General features: G+C 43.2%; 16 protein-coding genes and 6 tRNA genes. 14 read left to right on the top strand and 8 right to left on the bottom strand.

Annotation, left to right across the window (positions count from 1 at the left end):
- Positions 1 to 203 precede the first annotated feature (203 nt).
- From B3143_RS07635 to B3143_RS07645, 3 genes are all read right to left on the bottom strand, one after another.
- Positions 204 to 294: transfer RNA gene (locus tag B3143_RS07635), tRNA-Ser, on the bottom strand.
- A gap of 87 nt (positions 295 to 381) precedes the next feature.
- Positions 382 to 2,418, bottom strand: a complete 2,037-nt coding sequence (locus B3143_RS07640) for an NADPH-dependent 2,4-dienoyl-CoA reductase (protein WP_034170455.1) — start codon at positions 2,416 to 2,418, stop codon at positions 382 to 384.
- Positions 2,419 to 2,565: 147 nt separating this feature from the next.
- Positions 2,566 to 2,919, bottom strand: a complete 354-nt coding sequence (locus tag B3143_RS07645; protein ID WP_034170456.1) for a hypothetical protein — start codon at positions 2,917 to 2,919, stop codon at positions 2,566 to 2,568.
- Between the two features lie 243 nt (positions 2,920 to 3,162).
- Between B3143_RS07645 and argG the strand changes: the two genes are divergently transcribed.
- Positions 3,163 to 4,506, top strand: coding sequence for an argininosuccinate synthase (gene argG, locus B3143_RS07650; RefSeq protein ID WP_005234795.1), 1,344 nt, complete (start codon positions 3,163 to 3,165; stop codon positions 4,504 to 4,506).
- Between the two features lie 54 nt (positions 4,507 to 4,560).
- Here argG and B3143_RS07655 read toward each other — a convergent pair whose 3' ends face one another.
- On the bottom strand, positions 4,561 to 5,832 hold the full coding sequence (locus B3143_RS07655) for a GGDEF domain-containing protein (protein WP_214001430.1): 1,272 nt from the start codon (positions 5,830 to 5,832) through the stop codon (positions 4,561 to 4,563).
- A 152-nt stretch (positions 5,833 to 5,984) separates the two neighbouring features.
- On the opposite strand from B3143_RS07655, the gene pyrC reads away from it, so the two are divergent.
- From pyrC to B3143_RS07720, 13 genes are all read left to right on the top strand, one after another.
- Entirely contained in the window at positions 5,985 to 7,019 is a 1,035-nt protein-coding gene (gene pyrC, locus B3143_RS07660; RefSeq protein WP_214001431.1) for a dihydroorotase, read from the top strand.
- Complete coding sequence (gene rnt, locus B3143_RS07665; protein WP_034704922.1) at positions 7,004 to 7,663, top strand: ribonuclease T; 660 nt, start codon at positions 7,004 to 7,006, stop codon at positions 7,661 to 7,663. Before pyrC ends, rnt begins: the two co-directional genes overlap by 16 nt.
- A gap of 20 nt (positions 7,664 to 7,683) precedes the next feature.
- Positions 7,684 to 7,759 (top strand) — tRNA-Glu (locus B3143_RS07670).
- Positions 7,760 to 7,920: 161 nt separating this feature from the next.
- Positions 7,921 to 8,076: a hypothetical protein gene (locus tag B3143_RS07675; RefSeq protein WP_214001432.1), complete on the top strand. Its 156-nt coding sequence runs from the start codon at positions 7,921 to 7,923 to the stop codon at positions 8,074 to 8,076.
- A gap of 132 nt (positions 8,077 to 8,208) precedes the next feature.
- Complete coding sequence (locus tag B3143_RS07680; protein WP_214001433.1) at positions 8,209 to 9,639, top strand: amino acid permease; 1,431 nt, start codon at positions 8,209 to 8,211, stop codon at positions 9,637 to 9,639.
- A gap of 210 nt (positions 9,640 to 9,849) precedes the next feature.
- Positions 9,850 to 9,925: transfer RNA gene (locus tag B3143_RS07685), tRNA-Glu, on the top strand.
- A 109-nt stretch (positions 9,926 to 10,034) separates the two neighbouring features.
- On the top strand, positions 10,035 to 11,447 hold the full coding sequence (locus tag B3143_RS07690; RefSeq protein ID WP_286740032.1) for an amino acid permease: 1,413 nt from the start codon (positions 10,035 to 10,037) through the stop codon (positions 11,445 to 11,447).
- 84 nt (positions 11,448 to 11,531) lie between these two features.
- Positions 11,532 to 12,425, top strand: a complete 894-nt coding sequence (locus tag B3143_RS07695) for an alpha/beta fold hydrolase (protein ID WP_214001435.1) — start codon at positions 11,532 to 11,534, stop codon at positions 12,423 to 12,425.
- A gap of 248 nt (positions 12,426 to 12,673) precedes the next feature.
- Complete coding sequence (locus B3143_RS07700) at positions 12,674 to 13,585, top strand: hypothetical protein (RefSeq protein ID WP_005234779.1); 912 nt, start codon at positions 12,674 to 12,676, stop codon at positions 13,583 to 13,585.
- A gap of 131 nt (positions 13,586 to 13,716) precedes the next feature.
- A tRNA-Glu gene (locus tag B3143_RS07705) sits at positions 13,717 to 13,792 on the top strand.
- Between the two features lie 24 nt (positions 13,793 to 13,816).
- Positions 13,817 to 13,892, top strand: a tRNA-Glu gene (locus B3143_RS07710).
- 45 nt (positions 13,893 to 13,937) lie between these two features.
- Positions 13,938 to 14,013, top strand: a tRNA-Glu gene (locus B3143_RS07715).
- A 303-nt stretch (positions 14,014 to 14,316) separates the two neighbouring features.
- Positions 14,317 to 15,738 (top strand): iron-containing redox enzyme family protein, encoded by a 1,422-nt coding sequence (locus tag B3143_RS07720; protein WP_214001436.1) that lies wholly within the window; start codon positions 14,317 to 14,319, stop codon positions 15,736 to 15,738.
- A 65-nt stretch (positions 15,739 to 15,803) separates the two neighbouring features.
- Here B3143_RS07720 and B3143_RS07725 read toward each other — a convergent pair whose 3' ends face one another.
- The 4 genes from B3143_RS07725 to B3143_RS07740 form a co-directional block, all read right to left on the bottom strand.
- Complete coding sequence (locus B3143_RS07725) at positions 15,804 to 17,048, bottom strand: NADH:flavin oxidoreductase/NADH oxidase family protein (protein ID WP_214001437.1); 1,245 nt, start codon at positions 17,046 to 17,048, stop codon at positions 15,804 to 15,806.
- Between the two features lie 130 nt (positions 17,049 to 17,178).
- Positions 17,179 to 18,189 carry an ABC transporter permease gene (locus B3143_RS07730; RefSeq protein ID WP_005234773.1) on the bottom strand — a complete coding sequence of 337 codons (1,011 nt, stop codon included), beginning with the start codon at positions 18,187 to 18,189 and terminating at the stop codon, positions 17,179 to 17,181.
- Positions 18,189 to 19,232: an ABC transporter permease subunit gene (locus B3143_RS07735; RefSeq protein ID WP_005234771.1), complete on the bottom strand. Its 1,044-nt coding sequence runs from the start codon at positions 19,230 to 19,232 to the stop codon at positions 18,189 to 18,191. Before B3143_RS07735 ends, B3143_RS07730 begins: the two co-directional genes overlap by 1 nt.
- Before the next feature lie 22 nt (positions 19,233 to 19,254).
- Positions 19,255 to 21,060 (bottom strand): extracellular solute-binding protein, encoded by a 1,806-nt coding sequence (locus B3143_RS07740; protein ID WP_375725721.1) that lies wholly within the window; start codon positions 21,058 to 21,060, stop codon positions 19,255 to 19,257.
- Between the last annotated feature and the right edge of the window lie 39 nt (positions 21,061 to 21,099).

The following is a 21,099-nucleotide window of genomic DNA, read 5'->3' on the forward strand; positions in this document are numbered from 1 at the left end:
TCTTTGTGCAACAAAGCCATTAAGAATTGTTTTATTAAGAATATAGTTAGTTTTAAATACAGTTTTTAAACTACATTCCTTAGTTTTCTAAATACAGCTAAAAATAGCCAATCCAATCCAAAATTTGATGAGGGGTAGGTTGTGGGGGTAAAATCATAGACAAGAAAAAAGCCCTTGCAAATACAAGGGCTTAATTCAAAATTTGGCGGAAGCGGTGAGATTCGAACTCACGGAGGGGTATAAGCCCTCGTCGGTTTTCAAGACCGGTGCATTAAACCGCTCTGCCACGCTTCCATGTGCGCAATAATACGGAGCTTTTAGGCGACTGACAAGTGAAAATTACAGTGAATCTCATCAACTGCATATAGTTTCATCAAATCCTTACAATTTTGCTGCCAATTCTGCCCCTTCACGAATTGCACGCTTGGCATCCAGCTCAGCAGCCAGCTTTGCTCCACCAATAATATGGTAATTCGCTAAAGTCTTTTGATCCTCTGAAGGCATGACATCTTTGACTGACTCCTGACCAGCACAAACGACGACCGTATCTACACGCAGCAACTGATCATGCCCATCCACTTCAATCCACAAACCTTCATCCGTGATCGATTTATAGTGCACGCCGCGTAACATGCGCACGCCATGTTTTTTTAGTTGGGCACGATGAACCCAACCTGTGGTTTTACCCAAACCTGCTCCTAAAGCAGTAGTTTTACGCTGTAATAAATAAATTTCCCGGACTGGTGGCTCGAGTTCTGCTGGCTGCAGTCCGCCTTCACTTACATAATTAGCATGCAGATCTACACCCCACTCCCGTTTCCATTCATCTACAGGTTGTGGTTGCGGCTGATGCGGGGGCTTTAATAAAAATTCTGATACATCAAAACCGATTCCACCGGCACCAATGACCGCGACACGATCTCCTACTGGTGCACCGCGCAATACTTCAGCATAAGACAGAACTTGAGGTGCATCACTACCGGCAATTTTCAATTCACGCGGAACAACGCCCGTAGCAACAATGACTTCATCAAAACCTTCGCGTTCCAATTGCTCCCGATTCACTCGAGTATTTAAACGGACATCTACCCCAGTTTTTTCCAGTTGTACTTTAAAATAGCGAATGGTTTCATGGAATTCTTCTTTGCCTGGAATCACTTTGGCCAGATTAAATTGCCCACCCACTTCACTAGTAGCTTCAAACAAAGTCACATCATGACCGCGGCTGGCAGCGACTGTGGCTGCGGATAAACCTGCCACACCACCACCCACCACGGCAATCCCTTTAGGCTTTTTGGTTTTGACATAAACCAGTTCGGTTTCATAACCAGCACGTGGATTCACTAAACAGGTAGCGCGTTTATTTTTAAATGTATGATCCAGACAGGCCTGATTACAGGCGATACAGGTATTAATTTCATCAACACGATTGGTTGCTGTCTTATTCACCCAGAATGCATCTGCCAATAGTGGGCGTGCCATTTGCACCATATCTGCCTGACCCGATGCCAAAATCGCTTCAGCAGTTTCTGGCATATTAATCCGGTTCGATGCAATGACTGGAACAGTAACATGCTTTTTGACTTCTGCGGTGTAATCTACGAATGCAGCACGAGGAACTGAAGTGACAATCGTCGGAATACGTGCTTCATGCCAGCCAATACCGGTATTCAGCAAAGTTATTCCAGCCTTCTCTAGTGCTTTAGCCACTGTAATCACTTCCTGCATAGTATTGCCATCATGCACCAGATCTAGCAAGGACAAGCGGAAACAGATAATAAATTTTTCACCAATTTCAGCACGGATTGCTTTAACAATCTCCACCGCAAAACGCATGCGGTTTTCAATTTCTCCACCCCAGCGATCAGTACGCTGATTGACGTGACGGCTTAAAAACTGGTTAATCAAATACCCTTCAGATCCCATGATTTCCACGCCGTCATAGCCCGCTTTTTTAGCCAGTTTTGCAGTTTTAACATAGTCCTGAACCGTATCCAGAATCTGGTTTTCAGACATCTGACGTGGTTTAAAAGGTGAAATTGGCGATTTGATCGGGCTCGCAGATACCACAAAGGGCTGATAGCCATAACGTCCGGCATGCAAAATTTGCAACAGAATCTTGGCCCCATGCTTATGCACGGCATGCGTAACCAGTCGGTGCGGTGCAACATCACCCAAGGTATTCATCGTTCCACCAGCAGGCAATAACCAGCCCTGACGGTTAGGTGAAATCCCGCCAGTAATCAGGAGACCCACACCACCTTTGGCACGTTCACCAAAATAAGCTGCCAGTTTAGGATAATTATAAAACCGATCTTCCAAGCCCGTATGCATTGATCCCATCACCACACGGTTTTTAATCGTGGTGAAACCCAGATGTAATGGTTTTAAAATATTTGCATAGCGCGTCGTTGTCATAAAATATCCCTGATTCTTATTTGGCTAAAAGCTTAAATCTTATCCATGTACTTTAACTGATTTTTAGAGGCTTTTTATGACTATCAGGTCCGCTTTCTCAGGCACAAATACCAATTGTGATATTTATGCCGTACCTTAATGGTGAATTTATTGCTGCCATTGATTTTTGCTCGATTTCCATAAGGCAATTACACCGAGTACTGTACCAATGGGAAAACTGAGCAGCATCAGGATCGCCATAATTCTGGACAAGGTGCGTCCTGAACCATTGCCCTGTTTTACCTTGAGACAGGCCTGAATATTCAAAACAATCAGCACAGCCAAAAGTAGCAACACAATAACCAGACTCAACATGGAAATCGTCGACTGCTGATATTCCAGATATAAAAATGCAACCGTACTAAAAACCAGCAAACCGGCATAGATTCCATGCACAATCGACAGGGTTTCATTTTTGGCAGCCGGTTGCAGATTAGGTAAAGGAGGAATATTTGGGCTCATGAGGGCTATCCTGAAGATGTTTTTTTAATGATGTTATTGAATCTTCCCAGATTTTCCTATTTTTTAAGCATTTGTCAAAAATACGGTAATTTTATGATTATCTAAGCCTATTGAATCAAGATTTTGAAACGAGTTTTTCTTTTCTAAAGCAAACCTAAATAAAATAATGATACAATTGACGCAATATGTGTTTTTTCAGGCCACCACTTCTGGCGTGCCTATTTCATATCATTAGGATGAACAATGTCTGATAATGCAACTATCTTGCAGAATGTCCCAGTAGGCAAAAAAGTTGGTATTGCCTTTTCTGGCGGTCTAGATACTTCTGCAGCTCTTTTGTGGATGAAACAAAAAGGCGCTGAACCTTATGCTTATACAGCAAACCTGGGTCAGCCAGACGAAGACGATTACGATGCGATTCCAAAAAAAGCTGAAGCTTATGGCGCAGTAAAAGCACGTTTGATCGACTGCCGTTTACAGCTTGCATTAGAGGGTATTGCTGCAATTCAATGTGGCGCGTTCCACATTTCTACAGGTGGCGTTCCATACTTCAACACGACTCCTCTTGGCCGTGCAGTAACAGGTACCATGCTGGTAACTGCAATGAAAGAAGATGACGTGAACATCTGGGGTGACGGTTCTACTTATAAAGGTAACGACATCGAGCGTTTCTACCGCTACGGTCTGTTGACTAACCCTAACCTGAAAATCTACAAACCTTGGTTAGACCAGACCTTCATTGACGAGCTAGGTGGCCGTGCAGAAATGTCACAGTTCCTGATCGACAATGGCTTTGACTACAAAATGTCAAAAGAGAAAGCTTACTCAACTGACTCAAACATGTTGGGTGCGACTCACGAAGCCAAAGATCTTGAATACCTGAATGCGGGTATCAAAATCGTTGACCCAATCATGGGCGTTGCATTCTGGAAAGAAGAAGTTGAAATCAAACCTGAAGAAGTATCGATTACTTTTGAAGAAGGTTTCCCTGTTGCAATCAATGGTCAACGTATCGAAGATCCAGTTGAGTTCATTCTTGAAGCGAACCGTATTGGTGGCCGTCATGGTCTAGGTATGTCGGATCAGATCGAAAACCGTATCATCGAAGCGAAATCTCGTGGTATCTACGAAGCTCCGGGTATGGCCCTTCTTCACATCGCTTATGAACGTCTGGTCACTGGTATTCATAACGAAGATACGATCGAACAATACCGTATCAACGGTCTTCGTTTGGGTCGTCTTCTGTACCAAGGTCGCTGGTTCGATTCTCAAGCATTGATGCTTCGTGAAACTGCACAGCGTTGGGTAGCTAAAGCTATCACTGGTACTGTGACTTTAGAACTGCGTCGTGGTAATGACTACACCATCATGAACACTGAATCTCCTAACCTCACTTATGAAGCTGAGCGTTTGACTATGGAGAAAGGTGATTCTATGTTCTCTCCAGCGGATCGTATCGGTCAGTTGACTATGCGTAACCTGGATATCACAGATACACGTGCGAAACTGGGTATCTATACAGATTCTGGCTTACTCGCAGTAGGTACAGGTTCTGCAGTACCTCAATTAAAAGACAAAAACAAATAAGTTTGTTAAAGTCAAAAAAACCGCTCATCTGAGCGGTTTTTTTATAGATTCGATTTAGACATTCACACTGTTTGGATTTGCAGTGCGGATCGACTGATAATAAATCTGATTCCGTCCTAGCTGTTTGGCTCGATACAACGCCTGATCGGCAATTCCCAACAAAGCATCCTTATCAATGAAGTATTCACCACGATAAACGGTAATGCCCAAACTGATGGTGATATGGTTAGCTACACCAGATTTCTCATGTGGAATTTCCAGACGCTCAATTGCATTAAAGATATTGGAAGCCACTGCATAGGCGCCATGCGCATCGGTTTCCGGAAGCAGTACGACAAACTCTTCACCACCATAACGGGCCACAAAGTCCATATGCCGGATCGCATTTTTAATGGTAAAGGCAATACTGGAAATAACATCGTCCCCTTTTTGATGTCCATAAAAATCGTTATAGTTTTTAAAGTGATCGACATCGATAAACAAAATCGCCAAAGCATGCTGATTACGACGGGAACGTTCAAAAAAGATATCCAGTGTTTCATCGAAAGTTCGTCGATTAGAGATTTTGGTCAGTTCATCATGCTGGCTTAAATGCAGTAATTCTGTGGTATGAATCCGCTGAATTTTCTCACTGATTCTGGCCCGCATAGTATAGAGAAAAATCATTCGCTCACGGGCAAAAAGCATATAACTAATCACACATCCCAATAGGCTACTGCCGATCAGAATCCGTCCCAAGACCAGCGCATTAAAGTCGATCGATAATATGGATAACAGCCAGACTGTACAAAGTGCAGCAAATAACCCCGTGATTAACATCTGTAAAGGTTTTACTCCGGTCAGAATATAACCCAGAATGTAGATAATGGTGATGATCGCCATCGACTGATGTTGCAAGCTTACTGTTTGAATGGACATGGTCAGATAGGAGGTCGAGACTATCATCCAGAACATCAGCAGCATGGAAGCTTGCGGAAAAAAGCGTTTGATTTTAGGTAGACAGGAGAAGAAATAAAAAGCAAGTAAAGCTAGACTACCATTGATCAGCCCCAGCATACAGCGCACAAAATCTTGTACGAAATATTGTGAATCGATAATCCAGTAGTCCGTTGGAACCATAACGAGCAGAAAAATAAAATAGGTCAGTACTCCTGCCCAAACATATTTTTCGACATGTTTACGTGCCCGCTCCAGGTTTTTGCTCCAGAACTCCTGTTCCAGATTCTGAGGGAAAATCGAACCTACACGCTGACTTTGCCGTGTGATTAATTCTTCTATTTTTTCTTTTTCATCTTGCAATTTTGCTAGATTGTACTTGTATTCCATTGCCAAGTAATTATGTAATTTTTTTATTAATTTTAAAATATCATACTTTTATAAATTAATTTATAGATATCCCTTATTTTGTATATATTTCTCGTTACCATTTTGGGCATAGATGCATTATCATTTGTTTTATTTCTCCGATTGAATTCGCCTTGAATACGATTACCCTTCTCCAGCCAGACGACTGGCATGCCCACTTGCGTGATGGTCTCGCTCTGCAACGCACCGTTCCTGATCTAGCCAAACAGTTTTCCCGCGCAATCTGTATGCCGAATCTTGTTCCCCCAGTTAAAACTGTGGAAGAAGCATTAAGCTACCGTGAACGTATTATGGCGCATGTTCCTGAAGGTAGCGATTTTGATCCACGCATGGTGCTGTATTTCACAGATAATACCTCTCCAAGTGAAGTCAAAAAGATTAAAGATTCTGATCATGTCAATGCCATTAAACTTTACCCTGCTGGCGCAACCACCAACTCGGATAGCGGTGTAAGCGACATTCGTAAAGTATATTCAGTTATTGAACAGCTGGAAGAGCATCAGGTGCCTTTATTGCTGCACGGTGAAGTGACGCATAACCATGTCGATATTTTTGACCGTGAAAAACGCTTTCTAGACGAAGTCTTAGCACCGTTACTGAAACAGTTCCCGAAACTGAAACTGGTTCTGGAACACATTACCACCAGCGAAGCAGCTAATTTCGTGCTGGAACAGGATCGTAATGTAGCTGCGACCATTACTCCACAGCACTTACTGTTTAACCGTAATGATATGCTGGTTGGTGGGATCAAACCGCACTTCTATTGCCTGCCAATTTTAAAACGTCAGACGCATCAGCAAACGTTGCTTGAAGTAGCGATCAGCGGTAATCCTAAATTTTTCTTAGGCACCGACAGTGCACCGCACTCAAAAAATGCCAAAGAAAATGCGTGTGGCTGCGCAGGATGCTATAGTGCTCCTACTGCAATTGAGTTATATGCTCAGGCTTTTGATCAAGTAGGTAAAATCGACCGTCTAGAAGGTTTTGCCAGCCACTTTGGTGCAGATTTCTACGGCCTCCCACGTAATACCAAAACCATTACGCTGGTCAAAGAAGATCAAATTATTCCTGAAAGTCTAGACTACTTGGATGGTGAAAAAATCGTTCCGCTATATGCAGGAAAAACCATTCAATGGAGAAAAATGTGACAAATGAAACTCTTCCAGTCATTGGTCAGCGTTTCCGTGGATTTTTGCCTGTTGTTGTCGATGTTGAGACAGCAGGCTTTAATGCACAGACTGATGCCTTGTTAGAAATTGCGGCCATTCCAATTGTTTATAATGAAGATGGTCAGTTTGTGCCTGGTGAAGCTTACCATGCACATATCAATCCTTTCGAAGGTGCCAACCTGGATCGCCGCTCTTTGGAATTTATCGGGATTGACCCGTCAAATCCAATGCGGATCGCGATGGCTGAAGATGAAAAAACCGCGTTGAAACGTATTTTTAAATCAGTCAATGAAGTGCGTCGTCAGCAAAACTGTACGCATGCCGTTTTGGTCGGTCATAATGCGCATTTTGATTTGGGCTTTGTACAGGCAGCAATTGCCCGTACCGGAACCAAAAACCAGAACCCGTTCCACAGTTTTTCTGTGTTTGATACCGTGACGTTAAGTGCGGTGATGTTTGGTCAAACGGTTCTGGCTAAATCTTGTATTCAGGCCGGTATTGAGTTTGATGGCAAAGAAGCACACTCTGCGTTATACGATACGCAAAAGACTGCGGAACTGTTTTGCTATATTTTAAACAAACTCGCACCTCACCTGCTTGACACTTTGGTGGCGGATCAATAAGATACCGCCATCTTCTAAACGTCCCTATCGTCTAGAGGCCTAGGACATCGCCCTTTCACGGCGGTAACCGGGGTTCGAATCCCCGTAGGGACGCCATCTTATTTACTCCACTCTTCTTTCATTTTTTCCAAGAAAACTCTTTTTCTTATTATTGCTTTCAATCCTATTGTTATAAATTCCGCATGACTGAGTTTGGTGCACTTTCTCGTTTGCTTAGGCTATAATCAAGTTGATGTTAGGTTTTGATCAATTTTCCCATGCTAAAGAAAATCTTGCTTGTTTTACTCATTCTGGCACCTTCAGCGCTTTATATTTATGTGATCAGTCGCGATGATAAAACTGCTGAGAATCAAGCAGAAACTACGCCTGCTGAAAAAACATCAACTGAGCAATACCAGACCCCAGATCACTAGTTTTTAAGAGACTTCGCAAATATTTATTTTTCAAATTAAATAAACAACTTTATGAGGAAATTCCAATTTATGTGATATTTCACATAATTAAAACTAAAATACTTTTTTTACATCTCTCCTTTTAATTGAGCTATGCAATCTCCCTCTCCACCTTCAGAGCATTCGTCTATTGAGGGTCAAACTCCGTCATTAAAACGTGCCATGGGCACACGTCATCTGATCATGCTCTCCCTTGGTGGCGCAATTGGTACCGGCCTGTTTATGGGTTCAGGTGAAGTCATTTCACAGGCTGGGCCTTTGGGCGCAGTCCTTGCCTATATTATTGGTGGCTTGATCGCCTATATGGTAATGCTCTGCCTCGGTGAACTGGCCGTACATTTACCTGTGTCTGGTTCTTTTGGTGCCTTTGCAACCCATTATATTGGGCCGGGTACAGGCTATATGGTGTCCTGGATGTACTGGCTGGGCTGGTCAGCCACCTTGGGTACCGAATTTACTGCCGCTGCGATTCTGATGCAGGAATGGTTTCCGCAAACTTTGATCTGGTTATGGACATTGATCTTTGCTGCAGGTGTTCTGCTCTCCAATCTAAGCTCAACCCGTACCTTTGCCGAATCAGAATTCTGGCTATCGCTGGTGAAAGTCGCGACTGTACTGATTTTTATTATTCTGGGCTTTGCCTGTATCTTTGGCTTTATTCCGTTCCAAGGTTATGAATCTGCGCCACTGTTCAATAATTTGACTGAACATGGCTGGCTGCCAAACGGTTTAATTCCGTTATTCACCACATTACTAATCGTGAACTTTGCCTTTAATGGTACCGAGATGATCGGGATCGCTGCCGGTGAAACCGAAAATCCTGAGAAAAATGTACCGAAAGCGATTCATGCTGCGGTATGGCGTCTGATGATTTTCTTTGTCGGAACCATTATCGTGATTAGCTCGCTGCTGACTTATACCGATGCGGGTTTACAGGTCGGTGGTCATGGGGGCTTAAGCAGCAGTCCGTTTGTATCCGTGTTTACCCAAATGGGTATTCCATATGCGGAAGACTTTATCCGTTTCGTAATTATCACTGCGCTGCTCTCTACTGCAAACTCTGGACTCTATGCAGCTTCACGTATGATGTGGGCATTGTCTTCACAAAACCAGTTACCGCGACTATTTGCCAAAGTCAGCAAATCCGGCGTGCCTTATGTAGCAGTTTGGGTCACCATGATTGGCGGCTTGCCTGGTCTGCTCTCTGAACAATTTGGTGCAGATGTCATCTTTAAAAACCTGATGGGCGTGGCCGCTTTTACCATGGTGATTGTCTGGATGAGTATCTGCTGGAGCCAGTTTAATTTCCGTCGCCAATGGCTGAAGTCTGGTCATAGCGTCTCTGAACTAAAATTCCGTACACCTTGGTTCCCCTTAGTTCCCACTCTAGGTTTTGTAACTTGTACTGCAACTGGTCTGAGTATGGCAGCTGACCCAGAAATGCTCTCTGGTTTTATTGGCTGTTTATTGTTTATGGCAGCATGTTATGCAAGTTACTATTGGCTTTATCATCAAAAAGCTTAAATTCTAAACTTTTGAACTGAAATAATTTCTTTAATAAACCCAATTCCGATTGGGTTTATTTTTTCATATCAGGTAAATCCGTTCAGAAAATAATATCTTAATAAAATAAAGTTTTTGTTTTGCCTAATGTTTAAACTGTTAAATACATTTTAGTAAAAACTCTTTTGACAAAGTCCGGCTTAGTCCTTAATATAGCCATCACCTCGCAACGTCCCTATCGTCTAGAGGCCTAGGACATCGCCCTTTCACGGCGGTAACCGGGGTTCGAATCCCCGTAGGGACGCCATTATCTGATCGCTCACGATCAAGTCTTATACATAATCCATATTAATACGTTGCAGATTTGTAGTTTTTCACTACAATAACCCGCTTCATTCTTTTATTTTTTGACTCCTATGCACTCATCTCCGAATGATGCTACGCATCAGGGCAATTCTGCGCCTTTAAAACGCGCTATGAGTACTCGACATCTGGTCATGATTTCGCTTGGTGGCGCAATCGGAACAGGCCTATTTCTAGGTTCGGGTGAAGTCATTGCACAAACGGGGCCTGTAGGTGCCATTCTTGCTTATCTCCTTGGCGGGATCATCGCTTACATGGTTATGCTATGTCTGGGTGAACTTGCCGTTCATATGCCCGAATCGGGTTCATTTGGCGCCTATGCCAAACGCTATATTGGACCAGGGACTGGCTACACCATTACCTGGCTATACTGGCTGACCTGGTCAGTGACCTTGGGAACCGAATTTACCGCTGCAGCTTTATTAATGCAGGAATGGTTCCCTGATAGCTCCATGTGGATGTGGACACTGATTTTTGGCGCTTTCGTATTCGCACTGAATATGATTTCCACTCGCTGGTTTGCAGAGTCCGAGTTCTGGCTGGCACTGGTGAAAGTCGTTACTGTCGTAACCTTTATCCTGCTTGGCCTACTCGCTATATTTGGTGTAGTAGGCTATCAAGGACAGGAAACTGCTCCGCTATTCAGTAACCTGACAGCTCAAGGCTGGTTCCCGGAAGGTCTGTTCCCAATCTTCACAACCATGCTGATTGTAAACTTTGCATTCTCTGGCACAGAACTGATTGGTGTGGCTGCGGGTGAAACCAAAGATCCTGCCAAAAATGTACCAAAAGCGATTAATACTGCAATTTTCCGCTTACTGATTTTCTTTGTAGGTACGATTATTGTGGTGACCTCCCTTCTTCCGCATCAGGAAGCAGGTCTGGCAGCTGAAGGTGTCAGTAGCAGTCCATTCGTGACAGTATTCCAGCATATTGGTATTCCTTATGCCGAAGATATTATCCGCTTTGTGATTATCACAGCACTGCTGTCTGCTGCTAACTCAGGTCTATTCGCTGCATCCCGTATGATGTGGTCATTGTCTTACAGCAAACAGTTACCAGCAGTATTTTCCCGCTTAAATGCGCGTGGTGTACCTTATATTGCAGTCATTGTCACCATGATTGGTGGTATGCCTGGTTTGCTGTCTGAACAGTTTGCCCCGGAAACTATCTTCACTAACTTGCTAGGTATTGCAGCATTTACCATGGTAGTGGTCTGGATGAGCATCTGTCTCAGCATGTTCAACTTCCGCCGTGAATGGTACAAACAGGGTAAAACAGCGAAGGATCTTGATTTTGCTGCGCCATTGTTCCCGATCGTACCGATCCTGGGTTTTCTTTTCTGTCTGATTACCTGTATCAGTATGGTGTTTGATCCGAACATGCGGATCAGTTTCTTTGGCTGTCTGCTGTTTATCGCACTGTGCTATGGCAGCTACTACAAGTTCTATCACAAAAATGTTTAAACATTAAAATGATTAAAAGAGCAGCTTCGGCTGCTTTCTTTTATTTATACTGAAAATGTTCTAGGCAGCCAGCGTGGTGTGTCGATGAAAATTATTTATATTCATGGCATGAACAAGCAGAAATTCAGCTCTGCGTCTTTGCGTCAACGCTGGCTCAGTCTGCTAAAACGCGGTCTGGAACAGTTACATCAACAGGCACATTTTGCTTATCTGAAACGGCATATCCGTATTCCTTTTTATGGCGACTTGCTGTTCCGTCATCATTTACATAATGTGCTAAATGCCAGCACCTTGATGCCACAAGACTGGCCTCGCTTTCCCTTCCATCAGCCAGTTAAATCCCAGCCACCACCACCCCATCTCAATCAATATTCACCTGAAATTTGTGAAATTCCCGAGCTAAAGGTTGAGGATGCCATGACCTTTAACCAGAAGGTGAAGTTTATTAGTACTTTGAGCCGGAATACTCTATTACGGGATTTTGTGATCTTACTGAATCATTTCCCTCGCCTGCATGATACGCTGATCAAAAAATTTCTGATTGAAACCTATTCTTATCTGGCAAATTTCACATTCATGCAGCAGGTGCATCAGCGAATTGGCCAGCAACTGCATGGCGATAAACCCTGTATCCTGATAGCTCATTCCTTAGGAAGTGTGATTGCCTATCATTATCTGCTTCTGCATCCAGAACTGAATGTACAGCGTTTTATCAGTATGGGATCACCAATGGCTTTCCGGGTCATTCAGGAACATTTGCCACAGCCTGTTCACCGGCCAGAAGCTATTAAAGGTGACTGGATTAATTTTTATTGCAGTGATGACTTTTTAACTGCCTTTCCATTATCAGAACCGCCTTTTCAGTTTCAGCCGGCAATTATCAATCGGGAGATTCGTACTTCAATGTATCATCCGCATGATATTGATGGCTATGTCCAGCATCCGAAAGTCATCGAAGCCCTGCTGGAATTACTCTAAAAAGCATCTCAATTTACAGATTTAATTCTAATATTTTCTTTGTACTATTTTTCTGCTGAGTCAAATTCTTTATCCATACCTACTCATTTTCTGGTTTATTTATGACATTTTTACAAATATACATATGTCTGTTAATTATTGTTTTATCAAAGATAATTTACACATTAACACCACAAAAAGCGCTGCTTTTGCTACGTTAATTTTTTCTATACTGTAAATATAATTCTATCGAACTCAGTGGGGTGTCGATGAAAGTTATTTTTATTCATGGAATGAATCAGCAACATCATAGCGCTGCCTCCATCCGCCAACGCTGGCTCCATATACTTCAAAAAGGGATGCGCAAACACCAACAAGATGCCAGATTTAGCTATTTAAAACGTCACATTCGTATTCCATTTTATGGCGATCTGCTTTCACGTTATAACGTCCGCAATATTCTAGAAGCCGGCACCCTGATACCACAGGAATGGCCCAGCTTTCCTTTTCGCAAGCCAGCTCAACCTCAGCTTCCTGCCCCTGTTCCACGTCCTGGCTGGCGTAGGCCCACAATTACCGATTTTTCCCAACCCGGTTCAAGTGACACCATGGATTTCAGACAGAAATTCAATTATTTTACCGCTCTCGGCAGGAATGTGGCGCTTCGGGATTTTGCCTTATTACTCAATTATTTTCCCACTCTGCATCGCACTCTATTGCAGAGATTTCTGATTGAAACTTATCTTTATCTCGATAACCCTGATTTCATGAGAGAGGTACATGAACGGATTGCCCGACAACTGAGTGGTCGCAAACCCTGCATTGTCATTGCTCATTCTTTAGGAAGTGTGATTGCCTATAATCATCTCATCCAGCACCCTGAACTGAATGTACAGCGTTTTATTACTTTAGGTTCGCCATTAGCTTTCCAGGTGATTCAATCCAGCCTGGCACAGCCAGTGGTACGACCTCAGGCAATTAAAGGCGACTGGATCAATTTCTATTCAACGGATGATTATCTTACTGCCATTCCGCTTACTCAACCGCCATTCAAGTTTGAACCTGAAATCATCAATCATGGCATTCGTACACATATTCACCGTCCACATGATATTACTGGCTATTTACTACATCCTCAGGTCGTTGAAGCTATTCTGGAATTACTTAAAAATCCGGCTTAAATCCGGCATTTTTCAAGTATTCTACTAATATTGTTTTAAATTTATGCACTCAAAAGAAAAATTCCAAAAAACTCTGGAAAAGCGTTTGACACCCCCATGTTTTCACCCTAATATACGCCCACCTCTGAAACGTCCCTATCGTCTAGAGGCCTAGGACATCGCCCTTTCACGGCGGTAACCGGGGTTCGAATCCCCGTAGGGACGCCAATTTCAGAAGTAATATTTTATTAAGTCCCTATCGTCTAGAGGCCTAGGACATCGCCCTTTCACGGCGGTAACCGGGGTTCGAATCCCCGTAGGGACGCCATTACTTTAGATCAAAAGTTCTGGTTTAAAATATCACTTCTACATTGTCCCTATCGTCTAGAGGCCTAGGACATCGCCCTTTCACGGCGGTAACCGGGGTTCGAATCCCCGTAGGGACGCCATATTCGAGATGGTTAATTTAATTAACTTCTCATAAAAAAGCCCAAGCATGATGACTTGGGCTTTTTTATTGCATGTTCCTTCATTCCTGTTTTTTTAATGTTTGATCAAATTGTCTCGATTGCAATTTTATTTGTTTATAAATAATTCATTCAAAATCTTATTCTTTTACATTTCTCTTCAACTCGTTATCCATTCATTTTCATTTACAGCAATCGCACTATAAATCCGAACAAAAAATCAACACCGGTGGTATAAGCATGTCGTTAAGGTAGAAAGCATAATATATCTGCAAGGATCAGATTATGTTCGTCAGTACAAAGTTAAGTTCGCCTGAATCATCTATTAAAAATCATAATCATCAATTTAATAACTTTAAAGATTGGGTCAACTTCTTTCAAGATCAACAGATTTCGACGACAGTAAAGACCGAACAGGCTGAGAACTATTTAAGAGGTTTAATCCATCAAGTTGATGTGGCTGGATTGGAATGGCTGGATCAACCCAGACATGTAGAGCAACATTTTCTGGAACAGCACCACCAAACCTGCGCAATTTTCCAGTCGTATGTAGAACGGCGTAAACGGCAGCAAGGACGCGAGTACTTCCCGACTGTGTCACATGCATTTGAGTTCCTGGCCAAAGTCGCACCTGTAAAACTGGTAGACGGCTCATGGCTTTATTCGACTGTACAAAACTGGAATCGTCCAGAAACCAAAGACCTGATTTATATCTATCTGGAAGAACTGGGTATGGGTCATACCCGCGCCAATCATGTCACCATGTATCAGGACTTGCTGAATCATTATGAGTTGAACAGCTATGCTGAACAGTTAGATGCCAGCTATTATGAACAGGCAGCCGTTCAACTGGCACTAGCTTATGCATCGCCAGAATATTTACCGCTGGTAATTGGCTTTAATCTGGGTTATGAGCAGCTGCCATTACACCTGTTAATTACCAATTATGAGCTGTCTGAACTGGGTATTGATCCGCATTACTTCAATGTGCACATTACTATTGATAATGCTCACAATGGTCATGCACAAAAATCGCTGCAAGCGTATTTAGATCAATATGCACTCGCTGAAGATCCTGCCCAGTATCTAGACCTGATTAAAAAAGGTTATGTGCTGAATGACATTGGCAAAAGTTCTACCCAGATCATCAAGCAACTGGATACTGAAAAACTGGCTTTGAAAGTGTTCCAGAACAAAGCGCTGATTGGACAATATATCCATAACCAGAAATGCCAGTTTAGTGGCAAGACCATTAATGAATGGTTATCCGATCCGGCACTGATTGCAGACTTCCTGAAAGTCATGATTGAAAAAGGCTGGATTGTAAAAGATGCACCTGTAGAACAAAGCCGTTTCTGGAAAATGATTGATGATCCAGATGGCAAAATGTTTGGTGTATTTAATGCGACTGAAAAACAAATTATTAAAGACTGGATTCAAGGTGAGACTTTAGCTGCTCGTCTGTCATCACGTAGCAGATCCCAAGTACATAACCAGATGGAACCAGTGCTGAACCGTATTGACCAGCAACAGATTCATCAGCTGAAAGGCCGTCTGAATCGCTGTGCCGCTGCCGAACAAAAGATTGATTTATTGATTCCTTATGTAGCACCGCATATGCATCATCAGGAAGTAGGCTTGTGGGCAACACGTCAGCTTTCCCAGCTGCTCTTCCCTTTCCAGACCCAAGCCATGACTTATTCTTAGAAAGATCATTCATAAAAAACAGGGCATTGTATATGCCCTGTTTTTGCTTCAATACATTATGCACATTAAGCCGATTTACGTGAATTGATCTGACCTTTAATCACAGCTTTCACATTACCTTTTACGTAATTTAAAAATACCTTTAAAGGCGACAGTTTTGGATTTGGTCGATTACCTTTGGCAATTTCTTTAAATTGCGCGGCATACCAGATGATTTCCATAATCGCCATCTTATCGATCATTGGAATACCAGTTTTAATTTTCTCCACTGCATAACGTACATCCTGTCCTGCAACCAGACGGTTACCCAGATCAGGCTCGACTGCAAATGGACGTGCAATACCGACAAAATCACATGCGCCACTATCTAGGGCTGCATTCATACCTGTTGCGGTACGGAAGCCTCCCGTTACCATCAAATGACAATTAACTTCCTGACGGATCTTTTCGGCAAAATCGAGGAAATAGGCTTCGCGGGCAACCGTTGATGCTTTACGTTTCTCTGCTTTTACCCCTGCCATTGCGGGTGCTTCATAGGTTCCACCAGAAACTTCAATAATATCGATCCCGGCTGCATCCATCGCCTTAAAAACATAAATAACGTCTTCTTCACTAATACCACCGCGCTGGAAGTCTGCCGAATTTAATTTTACTGAAATGATAAAATTCTCTGAAGTTGCTGCACGTACTGCCTTATAGGTTTCTAGCAAGAATCGGCTGCGGTTTTCAATACTACCACCCCACTGGTCTTGACGTTTATTGGTCAGTGGCGATAAAAACTGGCTAATCAGGTAACCATGTGCCCCATGTAACTGCACGCCTTCAAATCCCGCCTTTTCACAAATAGCAGCTGAAGTCGCAAAGCGCTGGATAATATCTAAAATTTCATATTCACGCAGTTCACGTGGCGTAGCGAAACTCATCACCAGTGCTGGACTGAAAGGTACAGCTGAAGGTGCTACGGTTTCTTTATTCAAGCCTTTTGGGCATTGACGTCCAGGGTGAGATAACTGTACCAGTTGTACCATACCATGACGTTTTCCGACATTCGCCCAGGCTTTTAACTTTTCCAGGTCACGTTCAGTTTCTATTACCACTACACCGGGTTCATTCTTGGCACGAAAATCCACCATGACATTACCTGTAATCGCACAGCCTAAACCACCTTTGGCCCAAGCTTCATATAACTTTAAATGGGCCTGATTAGGTTGGCCTGCATCATTGGCCAATGCCTCACTCATGGCACCTTTAATGATACGGTTTTTAAACTGGGTATTACGGATCTGGATGGAATCGGCCAATTGTGTCATGTACTTTCCTAAAATGTTTATCTTATTTTGTATGTGTTATAACCTAACTTGCCATAATTGACAATTCATATTGTCAAATGGATACAAATTTTATTTTTAGATATTAGGGGGTAGTCTTAAAAAAATCATTTTAAATTTTGGGATCGAAAGCATCTCGGATGGCTTCACCGATATAGATGAGCAAAGACAAGACAATGGCTAAGGTCAGAAACCCGGACAAAGCCAACCACGGCGCATTGATATTATTTTTGCCCTGCAGCAATAATTCACCCAAAGAAGCGGTTTCAGGCGGCAAACCATAACCTAAAAAGTCCAGTGCAGTTAGTGCGCTGATGTTGGCGGTCAGCATGAAAGGAAGTTGTGACAGACTGGAACCTATGACATTCGGCAAGATATGCCGAAACATGATCCGGCCATGCCCTGCTCCAATGCTTCTTGCTGCCCAGACATATTCCAGATTTCTGGCTCGTAAAAATTCGGCGCGCACCATCGACACTAGTGTCGTCCAGCCAAAAAACAGCATGATCACAAATAGCCAGTAAATATTTGGACTAAACACACTGACCAGAATCATGACCATAAACAGCATCGGCAGGCTGCTCCAGACCTCAAGTGCACGTTGCCCGATCAGATCAATCCAGCCACCATAATAGCCTTGAACTGCCCCAACCAGCACACCTAATCCTGCTGACAGTAAAGTTAATGCAAAGCCAAACAGCAAGGAAATACGCAAGCCATATAAAATACGTGCTAGCACATCCCTTCCCTGATCGTCTGTTCCTAGCCAATTTTGTCGGCTTGGAGGTGAAGGTACTGGAATATCGAGTGCCAAATTGGGTGTGTCATAGCCGAAGTGGATCACCGACCAGATTGCCCAGCCTTTGGCATTAATCAGCTGCTGTACCGTAGGATCCTGATACTCGGCTTCAGTTTCAAAGACACCCCCAAAAGTCGTTTCAGGATATGACTTTATTACTGGCAGATAATAGGAATCCTCATACTTGACCAGTAAAGGCTTATCGTTAGCGATCAGCTCAGCACCAAGTGACAAGATAAAAATAATGGTAAAGGCAATGAAGCAGGCAAATCCGGTTTTATTATTTTTAAAACGTTGCAGGCTGGCGCGTAGCATTGGTGACATTATTTTGACCCTCGCGAATCAAAATGGATCCGGGGATCAATCACCCGATACAGCACATCACTGATCAAACGCAGCACCAAGCCCAATAAGGTAAAAATAAACAAGGTTCCAAAAATGACCGGATAATCCCGCTGCAGAATCGCTTCAAATCCCAGCATGCCCAAACCATCCAGATTAAAGAGGATTTCAATAAACAGGTTCCCGACAAATAAAATACCGAGCAAAGCTTCTGGCAAACTGGCAACCAACACCAGCACAGCATTGCGCAGTACATGACGGTAGAACACTGCTCTGTCCTGTAGTCCCTTCGCTCTTGCTGCCAGCACATATTGTTTACTGAGTTCTTCCATAAAGGAAAATTTCACCAGATAAGTCAGCCGTGCAAAACCGCCGAGTACCATAGCCAGTAGCGGCAAAGCCATATGCCAAAAATAATCCTGAATTTTTCCAAAGAGGGATAATTCAGCAAAATTTTCCGAGCTTAACCCTTGTAAAGGAAACCATTGCAGATAGGAACCACCTGCAAAAAATACAATCAGCAAAATGGCAAAGATAAAGGCTGGAATAGCATAGCCCACAGCCAGCAGCAAAGACGTCGTTTGATCAAACAGGCTGCCATGCTTTTTGGCCTTCTGGATGCCAAGAGGAATAGAGACCAGATAAATGAGCAAGGTACTCCAGAAACCTAGAGACAGTGAAACTGGCAATTTTTCCCAGATCAGTTCAGTCACAGCTTGGCCTTTAAAAAAGCTCTGGCCTAAATCAAACTGGGCATAGCTTTTCAACATTTCCCAGAAACGTAAATAAACCGGCTGATCAAATCCATACTGAGTCTTGATCTGCTCCAGCATTTCGGGCGTCAGGCCTTGCTGTCCCTGATACTGCAAGCCACCGATCGCCAAATTATTTGCATGCTGTGCCTGATAGATGGCCTGTTCCACTGGACCACCCGGTGCAAGCTGAATCACCACAAAATTGATTAGTAAAACCATCAATAATGTCGGAATCATAAGAAGCAAACGTTTGACGATATAAGTGCTCATGGCACTCCCCAAAGCTGGAAATCTAGCGATATTTTAAGTACGGCGCCACTTGTCTGGCTTTAGCTGCATCCACCCACCAGTAATCAATACCCGCAGAAAGCTTGGGCTTGATTTTAGGCTGCTGATACATATTCCAGTAAGCATACCAGTATTCACCCGTACCATAAGTCGGAATATGATAATAACCGGCTCGCAATAAACGATCTAAAGCTCGGCTACTATAAATCAGCTGCTCCCGGCTTTGTGGTTGAACCACCTGATCAATCACCCGATCAATCACCGGATTTTGAATACCGGCATAATTATAATTGCCAGGCTGACGTGCCGCCTGACTACCCCAAAACTGTTTCTGTTCCTGCCCCGGTGTCAGCGATTGCGGCATAGTATCCACAATCATATCAAACTGATAATTTCTAAGGCGCTCATAGTACTGAGCCGTTTCCACCATCCGAATGTACGCCTGAATTCCTAAACGTTTCAAATGGCGTAGATAAGGCATTAGATGACGCTGCTGTTCAGCCTGATGCAACAGAAATTCAATCTGTACAGGTTTACCTTGAGCAGTCACCAGTTTTCCCTGCTGATAACGGTAACCGGCATTCAATAAAATTTGTCGCGCCTGTAATAAATTTTTGCGGTTAAACCCGGAGGCATCTGATTGCGGATAATGCCAATCCTGTAATACCGTCTGACGTTGCACCGGATGCAATTTAGATAAATTTGGCTGTAATATTTTCAGCTCTTGGGCACTCGGCTTGCCTGTAGATGCCAGTTCACTGTTACTAAAAAAGCTGTTGAGACGCTGATATTCCCCATGAAACAAGGCTTTATTTAGCCATTCAAAATCATAGGCCAGAGTTAAAGCTTGCCGGAAGCGGATATCGGCAAAGGGCTGACGCCGCATATTAAAAATCAGGCTTTGGGTTGGAATCGGATTGTGATGGTGAAAACGATAGGTTTTGATCTGGCCTTGCTCTACCGCAGGAAAGCGATAATCACTTACCCAGCGGTTAACCTGTTTTTCTTCATGCAGTGTGAACTGGCCCGACTTAAAAGCTTCAAACTTGATTTCCGGACTACGGTAATAACGATACTGTATGCGATCAAAATTATAACGCCCACGATTGACCAGCAGATCTTTACCCCAGTAATGCGGATTACGTTTATAGGAAATACTGCGTCCTGCATCAATACGTTCAATCACATAAGGCCCAGAACCCAAGATCGGTTTCAGGTTAATGTCTTTGAAATTACGCTTTTGCCATTCCTGCTGAGAATAGATCGGCATCTGAGTCACAATCATGGCCATTTCCGGATTATGGCGAGATTTAAAACTAATCTTAACTTTTGAAGGTGACAGGACTTCGGTTTTTTTAATATCTGCCAGATACATCTGTAAGCCAAAATTAGACTGGGTCTGGTACAGATCAAAACTGTATTTCACATCTTTAGCCGTCACTGGCTGACCATTACTGAATCTGGCCTTAGGATTTAAATGGAAAATAATATAAGCAGTCTGCTTTGGATCGAAACTGACTTTCTCCGCCAGCAGAGGATAATAAACGCCGGGCTCATCCAGGGATTTCGACATAAGGCTGTCAAAAATATAATTAATCCCTTCAGTGACATTCCCCTTACCATTCATGCTGTTCAGATTATCAAAACTGCCATCGGCTGCCTGAATAAGAATGCCGCCTTTGGGCGCTTGCGGATTGGCATAAGGCAGAGATTTAGCCTGTGCATATTTGGGTGCACCATGCAGTGCAATATAAGGTGTCGTAATGACTGCTGCCCCGCTAGAACTGATGATCCAAGGGGCAGCAAGAATCCATAAGACATGGACGGGATTAAACAATTTCACGATCCA

Origin of the sequence: Acinetobacter sp. UBA1496 (assembly GCF_002324975.1) — a bacterium.
GTDB classification, from domain to species: Bacteria; Pseudomonadota; Gammaproteobacteria; order Pseudomonadales; family Moraxellaceae; genus Acinetobacter; species Acinetobacter variabilis.